This is a genomic window from Nocardia implantans, from assembly GCF_035544775.1.
Classification (GTDB): domain Bacteria; phylum Actinomycetota; class Actinomycetes; order Mycobacteriales; family Mycobacteriaceae; genus Nocardia; species Nocardia implantans.
Window position 1 is genome coordinate 86956 of sequence record NZ_JAYKYQ010000014.1, and the last position, 25061, is coordinate 112016.

At 69.5% G+C, this 25061-nt stretch carries 22 protein-coding genes; 9 read left to right on the forward strand and 13 right to left on the reverse strand.

Annotated elements, in window-relative coordinates:
* The first annotated feature begins 29 nt into the window (after nucleotides 1-29).
* The 4 genes from U3653_RS28120 (at nucleotide 30) to U3653_RS28135 (ending at nucleotide 5818) form a co-directional block, all read left to right on the forward strand.
* Nucleotides 30-1574: a carbohydrate kinase family protein gene (locus U3653_RS28120; protein WP_323124557.1), complete on the forward strand. Its 1545-nt coding sequence runs from the start codon at nucleotides 30-32 to the stop codon at nucleotides 1572-1574.
* Nucleotides 1571-2302 carry a GTP cyclohydrolase II gene (locus U3653_RS28125; protein ID WP_195082925.1) on the forward strand — a complete coding sequence of 244 codons (732 nt, stop codon included), beginning with the start codon at nucleotides 1571-1573 and terminating at the stop codon, nucleotides 2300-2302. The genes U3653_RS28120 and U3653_RS28125 overlap by 4 nt, the downstream gene beginning before the upstream one ends.
* 191 nt (nucleotides 2303-2493) lie before the next feature.
* Nucleotides 2494-4326 (forward strand): AMP-dependent synthetase/ligase, encoded by a 1833-nt coding sequence (locus tag U3653_RS28130; RefSeq protein WP_195082926.1) that lies wholly within the window; start codon nucleotides 2494-2496, stop codon nucleotides 4324-4326.
* 364 nt (nucleotides 4327-4690) lie between these two features.
* Nucleotides 4691-5818 carry an FAD-dependent oxidoreductase gene (locus U3653_RS28135; protein WP_195082928.1) on the forward strand — a complete coding sequence of 376 codons (1128 nt, stop codon included), beginning with the start codon at nucleotides 4691-4693 and terminating at the stop codon, nucleotides 5816-5818.
* 390 nt (nucleotides 5819-6208) lie between these two features.
* On the opposite strand, the gene U3653_RS28140 is transcribed toward U3653_RS28135, so the two are convergent.
* The 5 genes from U3653_RS28140 to U3653_RS28160 all read right to left on the reverse strand — a co-directional run bounded on the left by U3653_RS28140 (nucleotide 6209) and on the right by U3653_RS28160 (nucleotide 9826).
* The gene (locus U3653_RS28140; RefSeq protein ID WP_323124567.1) at nucleotides 6209-6628 is read right to left on the reverse strand and encodes a hypothetical protein; all 420 of its coding nucleotides are present in this window, start codon (nucleotides 6626-6628) and stop codon (nucleotides 6209-6211) included.
* Between the two features lie 124 nt (nucleotides 6629-6752).
* Nucleotides 6753-7157 carry a hypothetical protein gene (locus tag U3653_RS28145; protein ID WP_195082929.1) on the reverse strand — a complete coding sequence of 135 codons (405 nt, stop codon included), beginning with the start codon at nucleotides 7155-7157 and terminating at the stop codon, nucleotides 6753-6755.
* Nucleotides 7158-7281: 124 nt separating this feature from the next.
* Nucleotides 7282-7815 carry a YbhB/YbcL family Raf kinase inhibitor-like protein gene (locus U3653_RS28150; RefSeq protein WP_195082930.1) on the reverse strand — a complete coding sequence of 178 codons (534 nt, stop codon included), beginning with the start codon at nucleotides 7813-7815 and terminating at the stop codon, nucleotides 7282-7284.
* 22 nt (nucleotides 7816-7837) lie between these two features.
* Nucleotides 7838-9199 carry a M20/M25/M40 family metallo-hydrolase gene (locus U3653_RS28155; RefSeq protein WP_195082931.1) on the reverse strand — a complete coding sequence of 454 codons (1362 nt, stop codon included), beginning with the start codon at nucleotides 9197-9199 and terminating at the stop codon, nucleotides 7838-7840.
* Nucleotides 9200-9322: 123 nt separating this feature from the next.
* Nucleotides 9323-9826, reverse strand: coding sequence for a GtrA family protein (locus tag U3653_RS28160; RefSeq protein WP_323124558.1), 504 nt, complete (start codon nucleotides 9824-9826; stop codon nucleotides 9323-9325).
* 107 nt (nucleotides 9827-9933) lie between these two features.
* Here U3653_RS28160 and U3653_RS28165 point away from each other — a divergent pair, with 107 nt between their 5' ends.
* Nucleotides 9934-12312 (forward strand): beta-ketoacyl synthase N-terminal-like domain-containing protein, encoded by a 2379-nt coding sequence (locus U3653_RS28165; protein WP_195082932.1) that lies wholly within the window; start codon nucleotides 9934-9936, stop codon nucleotides 12310-12312.
* A gap of 210 nt (nucleotides 12313-12522) precedes the next feature.
* Nucleotides 12523-13977, forward strand: a complete 1455-nt coding sequence (locus tag U3653_RS28170; protein WP_195082933.1) for a serine/threonine-protein kinase — start codon at nucleotides 12523-12525, stop codon at nucleotides 13975-13977.
* A gap of 13 nt (nucleotides 13978-13990) precedes the next feature.
* Here U3653_RS28170 and U3653_RS28175 read toward each other — a convergent pair whose 3' ends face one another.
* The gene (locus U3653_RS28175; protein WP_323124559.1) at nucleotides 13991-14359 is read right to left on the reverse strand and encodes a zinc-binding dehydrogenase; all 369 of its coding nucleotides are present in this window, start codon (nucleotides 14357-14359) and stop codon (nucleotides 13991-13993) included.
* Between the two features lie 14 nt (nucleotides 14360-14373).
* On the opposite strand from U3653_RS28175, the gene U3653_RS28180 reads away from it, so the two are divergent.
* The gene (locus tag U3653_RS28180; protein ID WP_435406591.1) at nucleotides 14374-14718 is read left to right on the forward strand and encodes a helix-turn-helix transcriptional regulator; all 345 of its coding nucleotides are present in this window, start codon (nucleotides 14374-14376) and stop codon (nucleotides 14716-14718) included.
* Between the two features lie 60 nt (nucleotides 14719-14778).
* On the opposite strand, the gene U3653_RS28185 is transcribed toward U3653_RS28180, so the two are convergent.
* A complete protein-coding gene (locus U3653_RS28185; protein ID WP_195082935.1) occupies nucleotides 14779-15405 on the reverse strand; it encodes a TetR/AcrR family transcriptional regulator in 627 nt (208 codons plus the stop codon).
* Between the two features lie 100 nt (nucleotides 15406-15505).
* Between U3653_RS28185 and U3653_RS28190 the strand changes: the two genes are divergently transcribed.
* Both U3653_RS28190 and U3653_RS28195 read left to right on the forward strand, forming a co-directional pair.
* The gene (locus tag U3653_RS28190; RefSeq protein ID WP_195082936.1) at nucleotides 15506-16159 is read left to right on the forward strand and encodes a CatB-related O-acetyltransferase; all 654 of its coding nucleotides are present in this window, start codon (nucleotides 15506-15508) and stop codon (nucleotides 16157-16159) included.
* Between the two features lie 41 nt (nucleotides 16160-16200).
* A complete protein-coding gene (locus U3653_RS28195) occupies nucleotides 16201-17397 on the forward strand; it encodes a macrolide family glycosyltransferase (RefSeq protein ID WP_323124560.1) in 1197 nt (398 codons plus the stop codon).
* Nucleotides 17398-17487: 90 nt separating this feature from the next.
* Here U3653_RS28195 and U3653_RS28200 read toward each other — a convergent pair whose 3' ends face one another.
* The 6 genes from U3653_RS28200 to U3653_RS28225 are packed head-to-tail and all read right to left on the reverse strand — an operon-like array spanning nucleotide 17488 to nucleotide 25060.
* A complete protein-coding gene (locus tag U3653_RS28200; protein ID WP_195082937.1) occupies nucleotides 17488-18837 on the reverse strand; it encodes a cytochrome P450 in 1350 nt (449 codons plus the stop codon).
* Between the two features lie 11 nt (nucleotides 18838-18848).
* Nucleotides 18849-20126, reverse strand: a complete 1278-nt coding sequence (locus U3653_RS28205; RefSeq protein ID WP_195082938.1) for a flavin-containing monooxygenase — start codon at nucleotides 20124-20126, stop codon at nucleotides 18849-18851.
* Nucleotides 20123-21691, reverse strand: a complete 1569-nt coding sequence (locus U3653_RS28210; RefSeq protein ID WP_195082939.1) for a glycosyltransferase family 87 protein — start codon at nucleotides 21689-21691, stop codon at nucleotides 20123-20125. Before U3653_RS28210 ends, U3653_RS28205 begins: the two co-directional genes overlap by 4 nt.
* A gap of 55 nt (nucleotides 21692-21746) precedes the next feature.
* Nucleotides 21747-22925: a nucleotide disphospho-sugar-binding domain-containing protein gene (locus U3653_RS28215; RefSeq protein ID WP_195082940.1), complete on the reverse strand. Its 1179-nt coding sequence runs from the start codon at nucleotides 22923-22925 to the stop codon at nucleotides 21747-21749.
* Between the two features lie 4 nt (nucleotides 22926-22929).
* Nucleotides 22930-24108 (reverse strand): class I SAM-dependent methyltransferase, encoded by a 1179-nt coding sequence (locus U3653_RS28220; RefSeq protein WP_323124568.1) that lies wholly within the window; start codon nucleotides 24106-24108, stop codon nucleotides 22930-22932.
* A gap of 7 nt (nucleotides 24109-24115) precedes the next feature.
* Nucleotides 24116-25060, reverse strand: coding sequence for a GDP-mannose 4,6-dehydratase (locus tag U3653_RS28225; RefSeq protein ID WP_195082942.1), 945 nt, complete (start codon nucleotides 25058-25060; stop codon nucleotides 24116-24118).
* Between the last annotated feature and the right edge of the window lies 1 nt (nucleotide 25061).

A 25061-nucleotide genomic window follows, 5' to 3' on the forward strand; every position in this document is an offset into this window, starting at 1 on the left:
GCTGGCTAAACCCGATTCGCGTGGCCAACATGCGCACGACCACCGGTGTCGCGCCGATAGAGGAGGGTGGCATCGCCATGGTCCCGCAGGATTCGGGAATGGTTGCCGTTCGCAATATCCTCACCCGCTTGTGCAAACGTTCCGGCCTGAGCCCGGATCGCTTGCGCAGCACCGAAATCGACGTACTGCCGCTGTTGGATCTGCTGGCGGTGCGTCAGTACGCGCGGCGAGCGGGCATCGACCGGGAGGAGGCGGTGCTGCCGCTGGTGCGCGATCTGGCGCTGCGCTTGGAGCCCACCCACCGGCTGGTCGTCGACGCGGAACTTTCGTTGGGGCTGCTGCGCGAAAACCCGCCCGCCGGAGTGGATCCCGCTCGGCTCTACGCCCAGGATCTGGGTGAGCGGCGCGAATACCTCGCCGAGCGGTGGGCGCGGCTGCACGAAGCCCTTGGCGCGCAACCGGTTTCCGGCGCGCTGACGGTGCGCTCGCTGCGCGGGGCTCCCGAGCGGCGGGCGTTCACCGAGCTGGCCGCGCAGCTGACCACGGCGTCGGTGTTCGACGGCGCGCATGTCGTCGACTTCGGCAACACCTCCGAACATGCTGCGGCGGAACCGGTTCCGGTGGACGACCGCGGTGTGGTCACGGTGATCGGAGACGCGGTCGTCGACCACATGTATGTGGTCGACGGCATCCCCGGCTCCGGGGCCACCGCGCGCGGCAGCTATCGGGAGCATCCCGGCGGCAAGGGCCTCACCCGCGCCGTCGCGGCGGCCAGGCTGGGGCTGCGGGCGCGGCTGATTTCGGCGGTCGGCGACGACGACGCGGGCGATCACATCCTGGACTACCTGCGCAGCGAACGCGTCGACACCGAACTGGTCAAAGTGGTGCCCTACGCCCCGACGCCGGTGACCGCGGTGATCGTGGCCCGCACCGGCGCGGCCGCCACGATCGGCTGCAAGGACGAGCGAATCCGGCTGAGCGCGCAGGAATTGCGCAGCGAGGCCATCCGTGCGGCGATCGCGGCCTCGGATGCGGTGCTGCTGACCTTCGAGCAACCCACCGGCGTCATCGAGCAGATCATGGGACAGTTGCGCGCGCTGCCGCGGCGACCGCTGGTGGTGCTGCATCCCGCGCCGCGGCTGGACCGTCCGCAGTACCTGTATCAGCATCTGGGGGCGGTGGACTACCTCGTCGGCGGCGACAGCGACCTGCGAGCGCTGGCGATGGCGGGCGAGGGCGCGGATGGGCACCAGACCGCGACGCGGCTGCGCGCCCTGGGGGCGGGGGCGGTGTGCGCGATCCAGGATTTCCGGTGCGAAGTGTGGTCCGACCAGGTCAGCGCGAGATTCCAGCCGTTCCCGACGGCGTTGCAGGACTCGGTGGGCGCTCACGCTGCCTTCTCCGCCGCCCTGGTATATCGTCTCGTTTCGACGCGCCGCCCCGCCGAACGCACCGACTACGTCTGGGCGACCGCCGCGATGGTGGCGACGCAATCGATCGGGGATGTCCCCGCGGCGATGCCACTGGTGAGTGAGGTCGAGCGAATCTACAAACTCGCTACGGAGGAGCATTGACCAACGTTGTGGATCCTGCCGACACCGAGCATCGGTTCCGTCGCAACGGGCAAGATCTGCGAGTTCGGGTAGCGGAGTTGGACGCCGACGGCGAGCGGGGCCATCTGCTGCTGTTCGGTGCGGTGGCCGACGGCTGCCTGGTGCGGGTGCACTCGCGCTGCCTGTACGGGGAGGCGCTGCGGTCGCAGGACTGCGACTGCGGACCGGAACTGGACAAGGCGCTGGATCTGATCCAGGCCGCCGGTTCCGGGGTGCTGGTCTATCTGGAACAGGAGGGCCGCGGCGCGGGCCTGATCGCCAAAGCGCTGGGCTACCGGGAAAGCGAGCGCTCCGGCGCGGACACCTTCACCAGCTACGAAGCCCTCGGCTATCCCGCCGACGGACGCACCTACGTGGCCACCGCCCGTGCGCTGGCCGGCCTCGGACTGCGTTCGGTGCAGCTGTTGACCAACAATCCCGCCAAGGTCGAGGCCCTGCGGCAGGCAGGTCTGCTGGTCACCCCCGTGCCGTTGCGTACGCGGGCGCTGAGCGAACGCGCCCGCGAGTACCTCGAGGCCAAGCGCACCCGGCGCAAGCACTGGATCCCGACCGACTCCCCACCGTGGGCGTCCGACGAGCACAACGAAGATCACGGGGGCCGGCCGTACGCGGTGGACGCGGTCGGGCTCGCCCCCGGTGACAACGTCCGTCCCCGTCCCGGCCACGCGCCGGATCTGATCGGTGCCTGAAGGATTGTTGAAGTTTGCCCCACCCGGCTTCCCACATGTGGCTACCATGAGTGAGCCGCGCCACATGTGGCGCGCCAGCTCGTGAGAGACTGACAGCGCGCTCGTCGCGTCATGTCAGGGGACGCGAGTCCCGGATCGGGCGTCGGCGCAGGTCGCGCCCGGTTCACGCCAGCGCTATCGGGAACAGGGATATGACGACAACAGAAATCGGATACGCGCATCAGTCGGGCAAAACGGTGTACACCGTTCCCGCCGCATTCCAGGAGACCGCGCGGCTGCGCCCCGACCAGATCGCCTTGCGCAAGGTGGGCGGCACCCAGCAGTACACCTGGCGCGAGTACGCCGAACGGGTGCGCTCGATCGCCGCGGGCCTGGCCGGGCTCGGCGTCGGCCACGGCGACACCGTCGGCATCATGCTGACCAACCGTCCCGAGTTCAATCTCGTCGACACCGCCGCCCTGCACCTGGGCGCCACCCCGTTCTCCATCTACAACACCAGCTCCCCCGAGCAGATCGCCCATCTGTTCACCAACGCGGGCAACAAAGTCGTCGTCACCGAGCAGGTCTTCCTCGACCGGATCACCTCGGCCGGGGTGTCGGTCGAGCACATCATCCTGGTCGACGGCCCCGCCGAGGGCACCGTCACCGTCGAACAGGTCGAGGCCGCGCCCGCCGCCGATTTCGATTTCGACGCCGCCTGGCAGGCCGTCGGCCCCGACGACCTGGCCACCCTGATCTACACCTCCGGCACCACCGGGCCGTCCAAGGGCGTGGAGATCACCCACCGCAACGTGCTCGCCCAGATCATCGCCCTGGTCAACGGCCCGCTGCGGGTCGGGCTGGACGACCGCGCGGTGTCCTACCTGCCCGCCGCGCACGTCGCCGACCGTATCTCCGGGCACGCGATCAACCTGCTCACCGGCATCCAGATCACCACCGTCCCCGACCCGCGCGAAGTCGCCGCCGCCCTGCCCGACGCGCGCCCGACCATCTTCTTCGGCGTCCCGCGCGTGTGGCAGAAGATCAAGGCCGGTGTCGAGGGCAAACTCGCCGAAGAACCGAGCCCGGTGAAGAAGGCGCTGGCCAACTGGGCCATCAGCACCGGGATCGCCGCCGCGCGCGCCGATCTGTCCGGCAAAGGCCGCGGCCCCCTGCTCGGCGCGCAGCACAAGATCGCCGAGACGCTGGTGCTGTCGAAGTTGCGCCACGCTTTGGGCCTGGATCAACTGAAAGTCGCCTCCTCCGGCGCCGCCCCCATCCCGCCGGAGACCCTGGAATACTTCCTCGGCCTCGGCTTCACCGTCAGCGAGGTGTGGGGCATGTCGGAGACCACCGGCGTGGGCACCTACACCGAACTGGACAAGCCGCGGCCCGGTTCGGTCGGGCGTCCGGTCGACGGGGTCGAGCTGCGATTGGACGCCGACGGCGAGGTGCTGATCCGCGGCGCGATCGTCACCCGCGGCTACCGCAACATGCCCGACAAGACCGCCGAGGCCATCGACTCCGACGGCTGGCTGCACACCGGTGACATCGGCACCCTGGACGCCGACGGCTACCTGCGGATCGTGGACCGCAAGAAGGAACTGATCATCAACGAAGCGGGCAAGAACATCGCCCCCAGCAACATCGAGAACTCGGTGAAGGCGGCTTCCTCGCTGATCGGCCAAGTCGTCGCCCTCGGTGACGCCAAGCCCTACATCGCCGCCCTGATCGTGCTCGACCCCGACGTCGCGGCGCTGCGCGCCAAGGAACTCGACGCCACCGGCGAGGACATCGCCACCCTGGCCACCCGCGCGCAGATCGTGGAGGAGGTACTCGCCGCGGTCCAGGCGGGCAACGCCAAACTCTCCCGCGTGGAGCAGATCAAACGCTTCACCATCCTCGGCGCGGTCTGGGAGCCCGGCGGCGACGAACTGACTCCGAAGATGTCGCTCAAACGCGCCCCCATCGCGGCCAAGTACCAGGCCGAGATCGAGGCGCTGTATGCCAAGGAACCTTCCGACCGGGTGATCAGCGTCAAGTAAGCCCTCGCGAAAAGCGCTGTGGCCCAGGTGATCGGCCTGGGTTCACGGCGCTTTTGCGCTCGCACGGCGTGGTCTACGGGTCTTCGTCCATGAGGGTGCGCAGCGCCGAGGCGCCGATCCGCCGAAGCTCCTCGCGGCTGCGCCCGGCCGCGGCCTGGACGGCGATGCCGTCGGAGATCGTGTGCACGAGTGCGGCCAGGGTGGCCGGGTCGTGGCGAGAGGGCAGGTCGACCGGCCCGGTTCCGTCGACTGCTCGACTCCGCCGTGGGCGGCGGCATGCAGGCCTGGCGCCTCGCCGCAATCACAAGAGGGGCGCAAGCCGGGCGCAAGGGCGGTGCAACCCCTGCCCGGCACGCTCGTCACCATGACTCCAGTAACGATCATCGGCGCCGGACTCGGCGGACTCGCTCTGGCCCGCGTCCTGCACGTCCACGGCATCCCGGCCACGGTGTACGAGGCCGAACCGGCCCCGACGGCGCGCTCGCAGGGCGGCATGCTCGACATCCACGACTACAACGGCCAACTCGCCCTCGCGGCGGCCGGACTGATGGAGGAATTCCGCGGCCTCGTCCTGGAAGGCCGCCAGGCGATGCGGATCCTCGACCCGAACGGAACCGTTCTGCTCGACGAACCCGACGACGGCACCGGTGGACGCCCCGAGGTGCAGCGCGGCGAGCTGCGACAACTGCTGCTCGACTCGCTCCCGGCCGGCACCGTCCAGTGGGGCCGCAAGCTCGATTCGGTTCGCGCACTCGGTTCCGGCCGCCACGAGCTGACCTTCGCCGATGGCGGCACGGTCGTCACGAGCCTGCTGGTCGGGGCAGACGGAGCGTGGTCGCGGGTCCGGCCGCTGCTGTCCACCGCGACACCCGACTACACCGGCGAGTCGTTCGTCGAGACCTACCTCTACGACGCCGACACCCACCACCCCGCCGCCGCGGCAGCGGTCGGCGGCGGGTCGATGTCGGCGCCCTCGCCGGGCCGCGAGATCCACGCACACCGCGAAAAGGGCGACACCCTGCACGCCTACGTCGTGCTCGCCAGGCCACACGACTGGTTCGCCGCCATCGACTTCACCGACGCCGCCGCGGCCACCGCACGGGTCGCGCAAGAATTCCGCGGCTGGGCACCGGAACTCACCGCGCTGATCACCGAGACCGACACCCCGCCGGTCTGGCGCCCGCATTACACCCTGCCGGTCGGGCACCGGTGGGATCGGGTACCGGGGGTGACCCTGCTCGGCGACGCCGCCCACCTCATGCCCACGAACGGCGAAGGCGCCAACCTCGCCCTGCTCGACGGCGCCGAACTCGGCAACGCCCTCGCCGCGCACCCCGGCGATATCGAAACCGCCCTCAGCGAATACGAGCAGGACATGTTCGCCCGCAGCACCAAGGTAGCCACCGAGACCGCCGAGTTGTTCGGCGACCGGTACGACGGCACGGCCGAGAGCCTGGTCGCCGCGTTCACCGCACCCCAGCGCATCCGCTGATCCCTAGCCACTGCGCCGGGTGTCCGCGCCTGTCGCGGGGCGCGCGTGGGGGGCCTTGCGGATGTGCCCCGGATCGGTAGGACGGCCGAGCCTGTCGACGCGCGCCCCCGCCGACGGCAGGAATCCACCGAGCGACGGCAACAACAACGCGACCTCGAAGCCGCCCACGCCGCGGGCGTACGGACGCTCGAGCTCGCTCGCAAGGTCAAGTCGTCCCGTTCCGTGGAGGCCGTGCGCGACGTACACCGGCGGATGGTCGCCTTCGGCCCGCATCCTCTGGTCGCGGACTTCGGTGAACGGACCCGGACGTTGCTCGCGGCATGACCGCACCGCTGGTCCCAGGTGCTGCGAACGATCGCCCAGCGCCACCGGAACGCGTGGTGGGACCGCCTACCCCAGCCGCTCGACGGCGAATCCGGCCAACAGCACGGCGAATCCGCCGATCTCGCCGATGATCAAAGCCGCGAGGACGAAACGCATCGACGGCGGCGGGTTGCGCATCTGGTTGTCGGTCTCGCGTTGCAGTCCGAGCCGGATGTAGTTGGCGATCGTCACCACGAACAGCAGGATGATCGCCCCCGCCGCGATGGCGTCGACCGCGGTCGGCCAGCCGGACAGTTCGACGAACCAGGCGATCAACCCGGTCGCGAAGGAATACAGCAGTGCGGCTCGGTGGGCGATGTCGACATAGGGGTGGGCCAGACCGTTCGGCGAGGTGGTCATCGCCTGCCACTTCCATACGCCGAGCACCAGCGCCCACAGGAAGATGAGCCCGGCGAAGAACAGTACCCAGGCCGTTTCCGTGCGAATGATCACGTTCTTACCCTCATCGGTCGCGCGCCCTACTTGGGCGGTTGTTCAGCGCGAGCGTAGCGCCCGTGACCGGCCGGGGCGCGCCGAGAACAAGTCAGCGCTGGGAATCCGACTGGTCGGATCAAGTCGCGGGTCCGAGTTCGCCGTACGGAACCAGACGGGCGCGATCAACCGTGCTCTGCCAGCCCCGCTCGGTCGCCGCCAGGGCGCGGCCGCGCGCGGCGGGATCCTTCGGCCACGACTCGCGCAGGTGAATCTGGATGTCGTCCTGCAAGACCTGCACCAGCTCCATCGCGAACCCTTCCGCGGTCTCGCTGCCCGGCTCACTCGGATCGAGGGCGATGGTCGTGCCGACCTCCGGCACCGAAATGCTCACCCACGCCTTCGGGGCCGGACGCCCCGACAGCTCGTGGAAGCGGCGCCACCCTTCGGGGTATTCGGTGCCGACATCCGCCGGGAAGCCGAGGGACCTTTCTATGTCGGCGGCGAGCAGACGCGCGCCTCGCACCGCTTCGGAGAAATCCATGAGGTGATTGTGGACGCCGCGCGGCGATCAGCGCCTGTGAATTCTCGCCCCACGAAGGTGCGCGTTGCGCGGAAAGCACCGTGGCCCCGAGCATTTCGCCCGGGGCCACGATGTGCGGCGATTCCTACTTCTGTTCGTAGGTGGCGACCAGGGTCGCGCGAGCCAGCGTGTGGGAGAACAGGTTGAAGCCCAGGTAGGCGGGGCTGGCGTTCTCGTCGATGCCCAGGCTTTCGACGTCGACGGCGTGCACCACGATGAAGTAGCGGTGCGGGCCGTGACCGGGCGGCGGGGCGGCGCCGACGAAGCCGTGGAAGCCGCCGTCGTTGCGCAGGGTGATCGAACCGGTCGGCATCGCGCCGCCCTCTTCGCCGCTTCCCGCGCCCGCGGGCAGGGAGGTCGCGCTGACGGGGATGTCGGCGACGACCCAGTGCCAGAAGCCGGAGGCGGTGGGCGCGTCGGGGTCGTACACCGTCACCGCGAAGCTCTTGGTCTCCGCAGGGAAACCCGACCACGACAGCTGCGGGGAGATGTCCTGGCCTCCCGCCCCGAAAAAGCCGCTGACCTGCTCGTTCTTGAACGGCTGCCCGTCGGTGACGTCATCGGAGGTGAGTGTGAACGACGGCACCTGCGGAAGCGCGTCGTAGGGGTTGTAGGTCATGAAACCTCTCTTCCGGATCGGATCAGCTGTGCAACAGGAAGTGTTCCAGCACGCGGGTGCCGAATTCGAGGGCCTCCACCGGAACCCGCTCGTCGACGCCGTGGAACAGGGCGGTGAAGTCCAGCTCCGGCGGCAACTGCAACGGCGCGAAACCGAAGCAGCGGATACCCAAGCGGGCGAACGCTTTCGCGTCGGTGCCACCGGAGAGCATGTAGGGCACGGTACGGCCGCGCGGATCATGGGCCAGCACGGCGTTGTTCATCGCGTCGACCAGATCGCCGTCGAAAGTCGTCTCGTAGGAGTCGAGCTTGGTGATCCACTCGCGTTCGACCTCGGGGCCGATCAGCTCGTCCACCTCCCGCTCGAAGGCTGCCTGCCGTCCGGGCACCACACGGCAGTCCACCACCGCTTCGGCGGTCTGCGGGATCACGTTGGCCTTGTAACCGGCCTGCAGCATGGTGGGATTGGCGGTGTCGCGCAGGGTGGCCCCGATGATGCGGGAGATGGTGCCCAGCTTCGCCAGCTGGCCCTCGATGTCGGGGCCGGCCGGATCGAACTGCAGACCCGTCTCCTCGGCGACGGCGGCGAGGAACGCCGCCACCGAATCCGACAGCACCAGCGGGAAGGTGTGTTTGCCCAGACGGGCCACCGCGTCGGCGAGGATGGTGACCGCGTTGTCCTCGTGCAGGAACGAGCCGTGGCCCGCGCGCGCCTTGGCGCGCAGACGCATCCATCCCAGGCCCTTCTCGGCGGTCTCCACCAGATACAGCCTGCGTTCGGTGCCGTCGGGCCGCGGCACGGTCAGCGAGAACCCGCCGACCTCCCCCACCGCCTCGGTGACGCCGTCGAACAGGTCGGGGCGGTTGTCCACCAGCCACTGCGAGCCCCACTTGCCGCCGTTCTCCTCGTCGGCGAGGAAGGCGAACACCAGGTCGCGCGGCGGCACCGTGCCCTCGAGCTTGAACTGGCGGGCCACCGCCAGCGTCATCCCGACCATGTCCTTCATGTCGATCGCGCCGCGACCCCACACGTAGCCGTCGCGCACTGCGCCGGAGAACGGGTGCACGCTCCAGTCGGCGGCCTCGGCGGGCACCACGTCCAGATGGCCGTGGATCATCAGCGCGCCGCGGCTGGGGTCGGCGCCCTCCAGCCGCGCGAAGACGTTGCCGCGCCCGTCCGCGCCGGACTCGACGTACTCGGTGACATATCCCGCTTGATGCAGTTGGTCGGCCACCCACTGCGCACACTCGCGCTCGCCTTTGGTGGTGGCCAGGTCGCCGGTGTTGGAGGTGTCGAAGCGGATCAGCGTGCTGACCAGCTCCACCACTTCCGACACCGCGCGGGAGTTTCTGTTCGGGTCGAATCCTTCGCCAGTTGCGGACACGCTCCCTTTCCTACCACCCGCGCGGCGAGGCAAACGTCCCGACAGGGTGCCGCGGCGAGGCGATGCGGCCCGCACGGTGCGCGATCACCCGCGACAGGGTTGTCATCAAGGTGAGCGGAACTCTCACGCCGGGCCGGGCGGCCGGACCTGGTCGGGGAACACCACCCGCACGAAGGCCCAGAACCGGAACACCATGCCCAGCGCGGTGCCGATCAGCTGGGCGGCCACGAAGTCGGCCACGTTCTGGGTGAAGCGGGAGACCTCGGGCACCTCGAGATGCAGCACATACCGCGACACCCACAGCGGCGCGGTGTTGATCGCGACGGCCAGGAAACTGACCAGGTAGAACAGAGCGGCCTCGTGATGGCCGCGCCGACCGCCGCGCCCGTCGAAGGACCACTGCTTGTTGAGCACATACGACAGCGTGATCGCCGCCAGCACCGCGACCACTTTCGCGGTGACCGGGTGCGGCTCGAGCACCGTGCTTTTCAAGGTCAGGAATATGGCGGTGTCCAGCGTGAACGCCGCGATACCGACAGAAGCGAAACGGAAGAGTTCTCGACGCCGTGCCTCGCCCCCCAGCGCGGACGTCACCCGAGCGAAAACGGGGCGTTCGGAAAACAGCACAGGTAAAGTCTCCGGCACATGTCCCGACCCCACAACAAGATCGGCAGATTCACCGCACCGCCTGTTGCGCGAGTGCACGGTCGGTGGATCGCGGGCAGGTGAGTAGCGTGAAGAAGACCAAGCGGCACGCCCGCGCTCAGCCGGACCGCGACGGCGCGGAACCGATCGCCGTGATCGGCATGAGCTGTCGTTTCGCCGGCGGTGCCGATTCCCCGGACGCGTTGTGGCGGTTGCTGATCGAGGAGATCGACGCCGTCGCCGACGAGCCGCCGCCCGGCCGCTGGTCCGGCGACCACCGCGCCCGCGATCGCTCCGCGGCGGGCAAGACGGTGTCGGTCGCGGGCGGGTATGTGGCCGACGTCGCCGGTTTCGACGCCGAATTCTTCGGGATCACGCCGCGTGAGGCCGCCGACATGGATCCGCAGCAACGCCTGGCGCTGGAATTGGCCTGGGAGGCGTTCGAAGACGCGGCGATTCGGCCCGAGCGGGTTCCGCACACCGGCGTGTATTTCGCCAACAAATTCAACGACTACCGGGCCGTCAAACTCGCCAGGGGCGCCGCCGCCATCACACCGTTCACCAGCACCGGGGACGTCGAGGGTGTGATCGCCAACCGGGTGTCGTACTTCCTGGGTTTCGACGGGCCCAGTATGACCGTCAACGCCTCCTGCGCCGGATCGCTGGTCGCGGTGCACCTGGCCTGTCAGGCGCTGCGCACCGGTGACGCCGCACTGGCCGTCGCCGGTGGCGTGCAACTGAACCTGATCCCGGAGACCACGATCGGATTGTCCGCGCTGGGTGTGCTGTCCGCCCGCGGCCGCTCGCACACCTTCGACGCTTCCGCCGACGGCTACGTGCGCGGCGAAGGCGGGGCGGTCGTGGTGCTCAAGCCGCTGCGGCAAGCGCTGCGCGACGGCGACCGCGTCTACTGCACCCTGCTGGGGAGCGCCACCAACAACAACGGCAGGCACCGCTCCATGCCCGCCAGCAGCGCCGACGGTCAGCGGCAGCTGCTGCGGAGGGCTTGCGCGCGAGCGGGGGTGGATCCGTCGACGATCGACTATGTCGAGGCGCACGGTACCGGTACCGCCGTCGGCGACCGCGCCGAATTGTCCGCCCTGGCCGACGTTTACGGCGCCGGAAGAGCTCCCGGCGCACCGCTGATCGTCGGCTCGGTCAAGACCAACATCGGGCACACCGAAGCGGCCGCGGGCATGGCCGGATTGGTGAAAGTCGCGCTCGCTCTGTCGCAGCGCCGCATCCCGCGCAGCCTCCACTTCGATCATGCGCCCCCGGAATTCGATCCCGCCGCGACGGGTGTGCGGGTGGCCGACACGGATATGGCGTGGCCGCGACGCGACGGCCCCGCGCGCGCCGCGGTGAGCGCGTTCGGTTTCGGCGGGTCCAACGCCCACGTCATCGCCGAAGCGGCACCCGAGTCCGATCCGGTCGGCGACAGCGACGACTCGGCGCGACTGGTGGTGCTGTCGGCCCGCACCGAGGCCGCGCTGCGGGAACACGCGCGTCGGCTGCGCGCGCGTCTCGTACGCGATCCGCATATTCGCCTGGCCGACCTCGCGCACACTCTCGCCACGAGGACGGTTTTCCAGCAGAGGATTTCGATCGTCGCCGACGACGTGAACCAAGTCGTGGAATTCCTCGACACCTATCTCGAGGGGACTGCGAAGGACACCGGCGAAGACGAGAACGAGGTATTGGGTGCGGTGCTGTCCGCGGCGCTGCGTCCGGGCGCCGTGGCCAAGCGCGACCTACTGCGCGCGGCGGGAGCGCTGTTCGAGCGCGGCGTCGAACCCGACTGGGCGGCGCTGAACCCGCCCGCCCGACCGATATCCCTACCCACCTACCCGTTCCAACGCGAACGGCACTGGGCGGACGCGCAGCCCCGGGACGGTATCGGCGTCGACCGACCCGCGACGCTCGCATGGGATACCTCGCTCGTCGAGATCGTTTCGCAGGACGTATCGGGTCCAGGGTCCCGGGCGGAGCCGGTCGCGGCGTCGGTGACCGTGGCGGAAGACGGCGACCACGGCGCGACGGTCGCGGCCTCGCGACAGTGGCCGGCAGTGGTCGCGTCGCCTTCCGGGTCCGGTGAGCACCGAAGCAGCTCTGCGCCCGGTGTCGCCGAGCTCGCCGCGCTGGTCACCGCCGAACTCGCCGAAGTCGTCGGCATCGCGCCGGATCGGGTGGCCGTGCGGCAGAACTTCGAACAGCTCGGGATCGGCTCGGTGCACGCCGTGGAACTGTCGGCCCGCCTCGGCGCACGGCTCGGCATCGACGTCCCGGCCGCCATCATCTGGGGCTGCCCCACCGTCGAGCTGCTGGCGGCCGAACTCGACGTCCGCCTCACTCCCGCGAGCCCGGCGACGGAGTCCCCGGCGCCAGTGGAGGCCCCGCGACCGCCGGTGGAGGAGGAAGTTCTGTCGACCGCTGAATTGCTGGCGTTGAGCCGGGAATTGCTCGGCTGAGCCGCAACCGCGCGGGCGCTGGAAGCGGTTGATCGGCTCTGTCGTCCAGGCTCGTCGCGCCAGGAACGCCGACCGGGTCGGCGTGCCGAGAAGTTCGACGCAGGACGAACCGGTCGCACGAGAGACAGGGTCAGCGCCGTGGTTCTTCGGGCCGGGAACGGGGTTATGCTGCCTGCGGTCCGGGTGGCCGGGTTCAGAAGGGGGCCAGAGGTGTTGAGGCAGCACGAGTCGTTCGCCGGCTACGTGATCGAAGGCGTGCTCGGGCAGGGCGGCATGGGCACCGTCTATCTGGCCCGGCACCCGCGTCTGCCGCGGCTGGTAGCGCTCAAACTGCTCAACCGCGAGGTGTCCGAGGACGAGGAGCTGCGCAGACGATTCGAGCAGGAAGCCAATGTCGTTGCGCGACTGGAGCATCCGGGCATCGTCGGTGTCTATGATCGCGGCACCCAGGACGGGCACCTGTGGATCTCCATGCAGTACGTCCGCGGCAGCGACGCCGCCCGCCTGGATCCCCGCGCCACCCGCCCGGAACAGGTCGTGCAGATCGTCGCCGACACGGCGAAGGCGCTGGACTACGCCCACAGCCGAGGCGTGCTGCACCGCGACATCAAACCGGCCAACATCCTGATCGCCGAGCCGGAAGCCGGTCGCGAAACACGCGCTGTACTCACCGATTTCGGTATCGCGCGACTGCTGGACGCCGACACCAAACTGACGGCCACCGGAACGTTCACCGCCACCCTCGCCTACGCCTCACCGGAGCAACTGTCCGGTGAGCCGGTCGATCACCGCGCCGATCAATACTCCCTCGGCTGCACCCTCTACACGATGCTGGCGGGGCAACCGCCGTTCCCCTCGACCAATCCCGGTCAAATCGTCGCCGGACACATCGCCAAGCCGGTGCCGCGACTCAGCGACATCCGGCCGGAGCTGCCACGACGGCTCGACGAGGTGATCGCCCGCTCGATGGCCAAACACCGCGACGAACGCTTCGCCGGCTGCGGCGATTTCGCGGCGGCCGCGGCGGCGGCCCTGCGCGGTGAGGTTGCCGCCCCGGCACCCGCGCCGACTTTCGTCAACCAGCGCTCGGCCCACCCGGCCACGGCGATCGACCCGTGGCCGCGTTCGGCCCCGACCGTGCTGAACCAGCCTTCGGAGCCCCGGTGGCGCGCCGAGCAGCTCCCGCCGCTGCAACCGCTCACGCCCATCCGAGATCCCGTCCGGCCCTCCGGCGTGGTGCCCCGGATCGGCGCCGTCATCGCGTTCGCGTTCGGGTTGGTCTTCTGCCTGATCCTCGCCAACGGAGTGCATGAGCTGATGACCCCGCGCATCGAATACGGTCACCGCCAGACGCTACGGGAGACCGCGCTCGAACTTCTGCCCCCCATCGCCCTCGCCACCACGATGGCGCTGTTGCTGATGGGCGGCTCGATCGGACTGTTCCGGCGTAGGCGAGCGGGCCGCGTCGCCGTGGCGCTCGGCACCGGCATCATCACGCTCGTCTGCCTTGTCGGCTTGGGCGCGAGCCTGACCGGCGACAACCGCGCCAGCGACTTGATCTTCGTCGGCACAGTCCTGCTGTTCTCCTGCACGGGGTTGCTGTGCACCATGTCCCCCGCGACCAGGCGCTGGCTCGCCGACAGACCTGCCGGAAACCGGCCATGAGCCCGGCGAGTGCTCAGGGCGCCACGACGACCTTTCCGGTGGCTCGGTTGTCTTCCATGTACCGGTGGGCGGCGACGATGTCGTCCAAAGCGAAAACGCGGTCGAGGTTGGGTCGATAGACACCGGCCTCGACCGCGTGGATCACCCGCTGCAGCACGGTGGCGCCCGCGCTGCCCTTGATGGTGTCGCTGTGGAAGGCCGTGAGCTTCGTCCCGGACGGGATCATCGCTATCGGTTCGAAGTCCGAGATCAGCCACCCACTCAGCGAACCGGCCACGCAGACCGTCCCGCCGCGGCGGACCAGGCGCAACGAGTCCGTCGCCGTGCGAGCTCCGAGGAGATCCAGCACGTAGTCCGGCCCCTCGAGCCAGACCGTGTGCACGCTCGCCGCCACTCGTGCTGCCGCAACCCCGCGACGACCGACTGCGAGCCGTCGCGCGGATGCTCTACGACAACCCCGCCGACAACACGCCGCTGGCCGACATCGGGCGCGCGATCGGAGCCAGCGCCCGCACCCTCAGCCGCCTGTTCCACCACGAGCTCGGCATGACCTTCTACGAGTGGCGCACCCAGCTACGCATCTACCACGCACTGGTATTGCTCGCCGACGGCCACGACACGACCCATGTCGCGCACGCCTGCGGCTGGGCCAACCCCAGCAGCTTCATCGCAGCGTTCACCCAGCTCATCGGCACCACCCCGGGCCGCTACCGCACCGGTCACCGCCGCGCCGCCCCGTGAGCGGCCGGCGCATCTGGGCCCTGTTCTCGTAGAGCGACGGCGAACGAACATGGCGCGCCGTCACACACTCCCTTCCCGGCGGACGCAGAAGGCACCTGCGGCAGCCGCCAGGACCGCCGCCTGCGCGGCCCGTTCCGGGAGTTGCGGGTCCGGATCGGTACGCAGAAGCACGATCTCGTGGTACAGCGGCGCCGTGGCGGCGATCAGCAGGCTCCGCGCGTCCGTGTGCTGTGCGGGGAGTTCACCGCGCTCGATGGCGCGCTCGACGAGGATCTCGCACTGGGCGTACCGGTCGGTCCACAACCGCGTCTGGGCCCGCGCGGCCTGTTCGGAATGGAACGAGGCGGCCATCAAGGCGAGGGCCAGCGACGGCTGTACGACGAGGGAATCCAGGATCTCCTGGTTGAGGGCCGTCAGATCGCCACGCAGCGAGCCGGTGTCCGGCGGCTGCCAGTCGATTTCGCCGGCGGCGTCGATGACGTCCACGAGCAGTCCGCCGACATCGCGCCAACGCCGGTAGACCGTGGCGCGGTGCACTCCGGCCCGCGTCGCGACACCCTCCATCGTGAGTCGTTCGTGACCGCCTTCGGCGAGTTCGGCGCGCACCGCATCGAGAACCTGGGCGCGGACGCGGGCGGTGCGACCGCCCGGACGGCGGTCGGTCGTCGTGTCCCATGAGTCTGTCATCGGCAATCAGTATCCGGTTGATCAAGGCGGCATGGCTGTGCCAGCATCTTAATGCGACAGATGTCGCTCTAGGATCCAGTGGAGAGGAACCGCCTTCGCGATGCCGCCCGTTCCCGCCGACCCCACCGTGCTGCACCCGATGCCCGAGCACCCGCGCGTGGTCCTGCTCCGGCCGTTGGTGAAGTCGCCGCTGATCGAGGTCGGCGACTTCTCCTACTACGATGATCCCGACGACCCGACCGCGTTCGAGACGCGCAACGTCCTGTACCACTACGGTCCCGAGCGGCTCGTCATCGGCAGATACTGCGCGCTGGGGACGGGCACCCGGTTCATCATGAACGGCGCCAACCACCGCATGGACGGCCCTTCCACCTTTCCGTTCCCCACCATGGGTGGCTCCTGGGCAGAGCACTTCGATCTGATCACCGACCTGCCCGGCCGGGGGGACACGGTCGTCGGCAACGACGTGTGGTTCGGCCACGGCGTCACGGTCATGCCCGGTGTGCGCATCGGGCACGGCGCGATCGTCGCCGCCGGCGCCGTGGTCACCGGCGACGTCCCCGACTACGGCATCGTCGCGGGCAACCCCGCCCGGCTCATCCGCACCCGCTACGACGCCGCGGACATCGCCCGGCTCGTCGCCGTGGCGTGGTGGGACTGGCCTGTGCAGCACATCACCAAGCACATACGGACGATCATGTCGGGAACCGTCGCCGACATGGAGGCCGCCGCCGCTGAGATCGACCGGCCCTGACAACGAGCCCGCACCCGTCCCGCCAGAAACGAGTGTCACCCATGTCCCCTCGCCGCGCCCATATCGCGATGGTCGGCATCCCCATCGTCAGCCATGTCCTGCCCAGCCTCCCGCTCATCCGCGAGCTGGTCGCGCGCGGGCACCGGGTCACCTACGCCAACGACCCGTTCGTGGCCGACCGGATCGAGTCCACCGGCGCGGAACTGGTCGCCTGCACCTGCACGCTGCCCGTCGCGGACAACGACTGGCCCACCGATCCCATCGCGGCGGCGGCCCTCTTCCTCGACGACGCCGTCCAGGCGCTGCCGCAACTGCGCGCCGTCTACGACGACGATCCGGCCGACCTGTACCTCTACGACATCGGCGCCTACGCCGCGCGCGCCCTCGCTGAAGCGCAGGGCCGTCCCCTCGTGCAGCTGTCCCCGACGTTCGTCGGCTGGGACGGCTACCAGGAGGAAGTCGCGGCGCATCTGTGGAAGCTGCCGGGCGCCGACACATACCGGGACAGGTTCGCGCGGTGGCTCGCCGACTGCGGGGCGGCCACCACGGACGTGGACACGTTCTCCGGCCTGCCCGCCCGCGCCCTCGCCCTCATCCCGCGCGCGATGCAGCCGCACGCCGATCGAGTCGACACCGGCACGGTGACCTTCGTCGGCCCCTGCTTCGACAGCCGAGCCGACACCGGCGGCTGGACCCGTCCGGCGGCCGCGGACCATGTGCTGCTGATCTCGCTCGGTTCGGCGTACACACGCCGGCCGGCGTTGTACCGCCAGTGCATCGCCGCCTTCGGGGACCTGCCCGGCTGGCATGTCGTACTCCAGATCGGCAAGTACACCGACCCTGAGGAACTCGGCGCCATTCCGCCCAACGTCGAGGTGCACTCCTGGGTCCCGCAGCGGGCGATCCTGGAACAGGCCGACGCCTTCGTCACCCATGCCGGTATGGGCGGCTGCGGCGAAGGGCTGCACGCCGGCGTCCCCATGATCGCCGTGCCGCAGGGTGCCGAGCAGTTCATGAACGCCGACCGGCTCGTGGAACTCGGCGTCGCCCGCCGCGTCGACACCGCCGACGCCACCGCCGATACCCTCCGCGCGGCGCTGAACGACCTGGTCACGGATCCCGAACGGATCGGCCGATCCAAGCAGTTGCAGGCCGCGGTCCGCGCCGAGGGCGGCACGCCGCGCGCCGCTGACCTCATCGAGGACATCCTGTCCGCCGCCGACCGTCGCGCGCTGTGAGCGCTGCGGCTTCCCTCCCCGGCTGGCGCCGACCTCCTTCGAGGATCGGTAGCTGCGGGACAAGCGCGGGAACCCCGTCCAGCGGCACCGTCAGGTCGTCACGGGTTCGGTGACGCGGCGGACCGGGCGGATGCGGATGCCGAACTCCGGGCGCAGGTTCACCGACGCCAGCGGCACCACCGGATGGGTATCGTCGAGCTCGAGGCGGAAACGCTGCACCGTCATGGCCAGGATCAGCACCATCTCCGTCATCGACATGTCCTTGCCCAGGCAGATGCGCGGGCCGCCGGAGAACGGGAAGAACGCGAACTTGTGCCGTTCGGCCACCGCGGCGTCGGCGAAACGCTCCGGACGGAACTGCTCCGGGTCCTCCCACAGCCGCTTGTCGCGGTGAATGTAGTACATGCACAACGTGACCCGCGCGCCGGCGGGCACGTGGTAGCCGCCGATCTCGTCATCGGCGATCGGCGTGCGTTCGACGATCCAGGCGGGCGGATACAGCCGCATCGTCTCCTCGATCACCATGCGGCAGTAGCCGAGCTGTCCCAGGTCGGCGAAGCTGGGCGTGCGGTCGCCGATGACGGCGCGCACCTCCTCGGCCAGTCGCTCTTGGATCTCGGGATGGGTGGCCAGCAGGTAGCACGCCCACGACAGGGCGTTGGCCGGGGACTCGTGCCCGGCCACCAGCAGCGTCTTGATCTCGTTGAGCAGGTCCTCCTCCCGCATGCCCTGCCCGCCCTCGTCACGGGCGCGCACCAGCGCGGTGAGCACGTCGCTGGTGTCGCCGCCGCGGCGGCGTTCGTCGATGAGATGGCGCACCACGTCGTCGAGCTCGCCGACCTTGCGCGCGACCCGGCGGGCCTCCGGCGTCGGGAACGACTGCGGCAGCTTCACCGGCGCGTTCACCCGCTTCATGATGAGCGCGAACGCCGCGCGCATCGCGTCGGTCACCTGGGAGGTGTCGGTGGACAGGTCGATGCTGAACAGGATGCGGCCGGTCACCGCGAGCAGCAGTTTCACGTAGTCGTCGTAGATGTCGCGGAACTGCCCGGCCGCGCTGTCCCATTGGTCGAGCATCGCGGCCGCGCTGTCGGTGATGTCGTCGGCGAAACCCTTGACGTGCGAGTGGGAGAACGCCGGGGAGATGAGTTTGCGCTGTTTACGCCAGTACTCCAGGTTGTTGGTTGTCAGCTGGCCGTCGCCGAGCAGGATGCTGAACTCGTCGTAGATCGGGCTCTTGCGATAGTTGGTGTAGTTGTCCTTGAGCACGTACTCGGTCATCGCCGGATCCGCGACGAGGTAGACCAGCATCGGGCCCGCCTTGACCCGCACGACGTCGCCGTAGCCCTCCAGCAGCGCGCCTACCGTCGTCAGCGGGTTCTTCGCCAGTTTCGGCAGCATGCGTCCGGTTTCCACCAGACCGGGCCCGGGTGCTTTCATGGTCCGACCTTTCACTTCAACAGCTTGGCGTGCTTGCGCAGCTGGTTCACGTAGTCCTGTTTCTCCACGACCAGCGGGTACTGGTCGGCGTGGTAGAGCCGCAGCCCGGCGTACAGGTCGGGCTGGCGGCCCTGGGTGGCGCGCTCGAAACGCTCCACCCGCCGAGGATCGGCCGCCTTGGCGCGCAGGTATTCGGCGATCAGCTCGGCCTGCTTCTCGTAGACGTCCCAGTGCGAGCCGATCGGCCGCACCATCCCGACCACGAACAGAGCGCGGGTGTGTGGCGGAAAGATGTTGAGATACAAGCCCGGTCGCAGATGCCCTTCCGACCAGTTCAGAAGAGATCGGTCGACGACGGGGTAGTTCGGCACGAACCCGGTGGCCAGCACCACCAGGTCGACCTTCTCCTCGGTGCCGTCGGCGAAGGTCACCCGGTCGTCGTCGATCGAGCTGACGTCCGGCTTGGGCGTGATGTCGCCGTGGGTGTAGTAGTGGTGCAGCTGATCACCGAGCATCGGGATGACGATGCCCTCGGCGAAATCCGGCACCGGCAGCCCGAACGAGCGGGAGCGGCCACGCAGATACGAGAACAACCGCTCGAAGGCGCGCTTGCGCAGCGGCCGCCACATCCGGCCCTGCAACATGCTGTCGGTCGGGCGGCCCAGCATGTATTTGGGCATGCAATAGAACCCGCGCCTGCTGCTGTGCAGGGTCAGCGCGGCGTTGACCGCGCAATCGGACAGGATGTCGGCCGCCGACTGCCCGGCCCCGATCACCAGCACCCGCTTGCCGAGCACCTGCTGTGGGTCGCGGTACTCGCTCGAATGCAGCACGGGCACCGTGCCCGAGCCGGGGATATCGATGCGGCGGGGGGTGCGGTCGTGGCCGGTGGCGATGACGACCCCCGCGTAGCGTCGCTGCGACCCGTCGGCCAGCGTCACCGACCAGCCGTCATCGCGGGGGTCGACGCGCTGCACGGCGGTGTTCAACCGGATGCGCGGCCACAGGTCGAAGGCGTCGGCGTAGGAATGCAAATATCGCAGCACGAGCTCGTGGCCGGGATAGTCGGGGTAGTCCTCGGGCATCGGGAAACCCGAAAACGCCTGCACCCCTTTGGAAGCGATCACGTGGGTGTTGCGGCTGACCGGTGAGTCCGGGCGGCGGGCATCCCAGATCCCGCCGATACCGTCGGCCGCTTCGAGCACCTCGAAATCGATACCGTGCGCCGCGAACTCCCGCGCGGTCGCCAGACCGGCCGCGCCCGCGCCGATCACACAATAGGTGCTCATGCCGCGCCGACCCGTTCGGTCTGCGGGGAGTCCTCCTGCGGCGGCGTCGGTTCCGCCTCGGTGCCCGCGCTCGCCCGCCAGGCCACGACGAAGCAGGCGACATAAATGACCGTCTGCGCCACCAGCGTGAAGTAGACGTTCTCGTTGTAAACGGCGATGACCAGCCAGGCCACGGTCAGCAGGGCGACGGTGCGTTTGCCGCCGCGCATCAGCCCGGCGTACACCGCCAGCATCCACACCGCGCCGACGGCGATGTAGACCCACGGCCCGAACGGCGCGCGGAAGGACGCCAGCGTCAGCACCGCCAGCCAGATGGCCAGCTGCTCGGCACGCACCCGCGGCCCTTCGGCGCCCGCGGACAACCGCCGGTGGATACGCACCGCGGTGACCGCGACCAGGATCAGCAGCAGCAGGGTGTAGATGTTGGTGATCACGCGGGCGGGCCCGACCGGATCGCCGATGTCCCAGCCCATGATGTTCGCCTTGTACGGCAGCCCGAACGGCGAATAGTTGACCAGCTGATTGGCCCGTTCGACGAGCACGAACTGGTGGAACTCCCCGCTGGCCAGCCGCTGCCAGGTGCCGTCGGACAGGAACTGCCGCCACGGCTCCCAGCCGAAGATCGCCAGCGTCGCCAGTGAATACAGGCCACCGAACACCGCGGTCCACACCGCGGGCCGCCAGCGCCGCTGGACCAGCAGATAGACCAGCAGGATCGCCGGGGACACCTTGGCGATGATCGCGAACGCCAGCGCCGCGCCGCCAAGGATGTTGCGCCGCAGATGGAACAAGACCATGGCGCCCGCGCCACCGACATACAGCACCAGCACGTGGATGTTGCCGATCTGCAAGGTGGCCAGCGTGGGCAGGCTGATCCACACCACCGGGGTCAGCGCCGCCAGCACCCCGCCCTGCCTGCCGCCGATCCAGCGGGCGATGGCGAACATCGCCACCAGCACGATCGCCACGTACAGCGAGTAGTACAACGCGCGCAGCGTGGCGAAATCATGGCTGAACAGCAGCAGCAAACGCGGCAGCAGCAGGAACGGCGGCGGGTAGAGGTAGGCGTCGCGATCCTGCGGAGTCACCGCGGGCAGGATCGAATCCGCTTGCGGCGACTCGTAGCGGTGGCGGTCGTAGAGGCTGGCCGGGTCGTGTTCGGCCATGAGCGCCCCGCTGATGTAGCCCGACAGGTGCGTTTTCTTCACCAGGAAGTCGTCGTCGGCCGACAGCGAGGCGTCGACGTTGTCGGCGTCGAGGATGAACTGCGTCAACCGGGCCAGGACCGCGACCACGAGCACGATGACCAGGCTCCACAGCACCCGCACCACGATCGGCTTGCCGCGCACCACCTCCCGCCACTCGTCGGGCACCCTCGGCACGAACAGCACGAACAACACCGCCGCGCACACGACGCCGAGCACGGCGGTCACCGGACCCGGCAGGCCGGTGAGCGCGAGCGCGATCATGACGACGGGGACGAGAATGCCGACGACGAACACCGCGTACATCGCGGCGTAGTAGTCGAACGAACCACGGAACCTGGTCCATGTCCTGGATATCATCTGCAACCTACGGCTTTCGGTTCCCGCGTCGCCCGGTTCGGGCCGCGCGGACGGTCTATCTGGTCGCTGCTGCGGCGTGCTCGGTCAGCAGCGGAACAACCTGGGACACCACGTCGCCCGGTGCGGGCGCGGCGCGCAGGTCGGCGCCGATCTGTTCGGCGGCGGCGCGGAAACGCGGTTCGCGCAGCAGCGTGCGGACCGAGGTGGTCAGCGCGTCGACGTCGCCTTGCTCGGCAGGGGTCTGCGCGGCCAGCCCGGCCCCGCTGCGCACCAGTCCCCTGGCGTAGTCGAACTGGTCGAACATCTGCGGCAGCACCAGTTGCGGCAGCCCGAACCAGCCCGCGGTGAGCCCGGTGGTCGAGCCGCCGTGGTGCACCAGCAGATCGCAGCCGGGCAGGAACAGGTTCAACGGAACCTCCTCCACCACCCGGACATGCTCGGGCAGCTCGCCGACGGTCGCCCGGTCGTGCGCCGACAGCGCGACGACGACCTCGGCGTCGTCGATGGCGGCCAGCGCCGTGAGCACCGACGCCAACGGCCGCGGACCGGTCAGGCCGAGCGTGCTGCCGCCCATGCAGACCGCGATCCGCTTACGGCCGTCTTCGTTGCGGTGCCACGGCGGCAGCATGCCGGTGCCGTTGAACGGGACGTAGCCCAGCCGGGTGCCGGGCGGGGCGTCGGGCGCTTGCAACCGCGGCGGGCAGATGTCGAGCACCGCGACCGGATCGGCCAGCCGGGTGCCGTCCTCGTCGGCGAGTGCCGCGGTGCGTTCGGTGAAGGGGCCGCCGGTGGGGTCGATTCCCCAGCGGTGCACCAGCACCGGCAGACCCAGTTCCGCGCCGAGCGCACGGCCGATGGTGGCCAGCGGATCGGTGAGGATCACTTCCGCGCCCCAGTCGGTCGCCACCCGCGCGAACGGCTCGAGATATTGGCGGGCGTGGTTGTGCCAGTTCTGCGCGGCGATCTGCCACAGGCCCTGGCCGCTGGACTGATCGCGGTCGGCGAACAGCGGCAGCGGGAACATGCCCGGGTTCACCTGCGTGCGCAGCTGGTCCATCGGCACGTTCAGCGCGGTCATCTCGACGGCGTTGAGCCCCGCGCGCAGCGCCGTCGCCGTCACGTCGTCGCGCGAGGCGACCAGCACTTCGTGGCCGGCCAGCCGCAGCGCCCAGCAGAACGGCACCATCGCCAGCAGGTGTCCCGACGAGGGCACCGGCACGACAAGAAACTTCATCCGATCACTCCTTCGGCTTCATCCACTCCATCGGATTGGTGTGCCGAGGCACCCATGATGGAGCCGATTGCTCGGCATTGCGGCGTTTTTCGATCACCACGATGTTGTGGTAGAAGTGCAGCGCCCCGATCCAGTCGTCGAAATCGCCTGCCGCGCGGCCGGAATCCTTCTCGAATTCCTGGTGATGCAGGGCGTCCACCAGGGTTTTCAGGTAGCCGATGGTGGTGGCCGGATCGTCGGTGGCTGTGCTGCTTCCGCCCCAGCCCGACCAGTAGGAGGTCTGGGTGTCCTCCACCACGTACAGCCCGCCGGGCCGTAGGTGGGCGAACAGCGCGCGGAACGAGGCGATCACGTCGCCGCTGATGTGGCTGCCGTCGTCGATGATGATGTCGAACGGGCCCAGCGAGCCGCCGAGCTCGTCGAGGAACGCCGGATCGCCCTGATCGCCGCGCAACGGTTGCAGGCGCGGCTCGGCGATGCCGGACTTGTCGAAGTAGTCCAGCCCGAACACCAGCCCGCGGCGGAAGTACTGCTTCCACATCCGCAGCGACGCGCCGCCGACGTCCGGGGCGGTGTATCCGCCGATGCCAAGTTCGAGGACGCGGACCCGGCTGTCGCGCAGCGGCGCGAAATGCCGCTCGTAGTGCTGGGTGTACCAGTGCCCGCCCCACTTGTCCGAACCGAAATGCAGCGACAGCGCGTTGAGGTCGTAGTGGTGCGGGCGGCAGGCGGTGACGATGCGGTCGGCGGCCACGGCGGCGGCGTCGCGGGCCAGCCGCCACGGGTCGTCGGGTGCGAAACTGCCCGGCCCCGGCTCGTCCTTGATCGTGATGGCGCGGGTGCCGAGGGCGGCGTCGGGCGGGCCGTAGACCGCGCGCAGCAGTTCCACCAGATCCTGGCGCACCACCAGCCACGGGTCCTCGAGGGTGCCCGGCGCGATCACGGGGTCGTCGGCGCCGAAGGTGACCAGGTAGTCCAGCTGTTTGCCGTCATGGGTCAGCTCGAACACCGCGGTCACCGGCTGTCCGGGCCTGGCACCGTAGCCCGCGCGCCAGGCGATCTCCTTCAGCACCGCGTCGGCGACGGTCTCGGTGCCGATCTCGCCGATCCTGGCGGCGGTCTCCTCGGCGACGCCGTCGGCGACGGAGATCAAGTGGGCGGCGAGGACATTCTCGTCGTTCATGGTCACGTCATCCATCCGTTCCGCCGGTGCGCACCGGCTTCGATTGCTCCGCAAGGCGCACGCCCTCGGCCACGAGCATGGCCCGCACCATGCCGTGGAAATCCACCGAAGGGCGCCACCCGGTCCGCTCCCGCAACTTCCTCGCGTCACCGGCCTGCGGTCGCCCGCCGCGGGTGAGTACCGAGGACCGTTCGCGAACGTGGTCGTTCCAGTCCAGTCCGGCCATGCCGAACGCCGCCGCGCACAACTGCGCGACCGTGTGGTGTTCGCCGGTGGCGACGACGAACTCGTCCGGTTCGTCGAGAGCCAGGATCCGCGTCATCGCCTCGACGTAGTCCGGCGCGTATCCCCAGTCGGCGCCCGCCTCCAGCCTGCCCACCTCGACCGTGCCGATTTCGCCGCGCTGGATGCGGGCGACCGCGCGCACGATCTTGCGGGTGACGAACTTCTCGGCGCGCAGCGGGGATTCGTGGTTGAACAGGATTCCCGCCGCCGCGAAGACGCCGCGAGCCCGGTAGGCGCGGCAGGCCAGCAGGCCCGCCGCTTTGGTCACCGCGTAGATCGAGTCCGGTCGCAGCCCGCTGTGCTCGTCGCACAGCGCGGCGCCGGAGCCGAAGACATGCGACGAGGCCGCGTAGAACAGGCGGGTGCCGGTGCGGTGGCGGTCGATCGCCTCCGCGAAATGCTGCACCGGCAGCGTGTTCACCCGGTGCGAGGCGCGCGCGAGCTCGTGCGGGTCGCCGTGGTCGTCTTGGGAGGAATGCTGCACCGCCGCCAGCAGGTAGACCTGCTCGGGGCGTTCGGCGGCGACGAGTTCCTCGACCGCGGCGGCGTCGGTGATGTCGACCGGGCCGTCACGGCCGACGCGCAGCACACGCTCACCGCGCGCGGCCAGCAGGTCCGACAGCAGCGTGCCGTCCTGCCCGGCCGCGCCCGTGACGACGACGGTCATC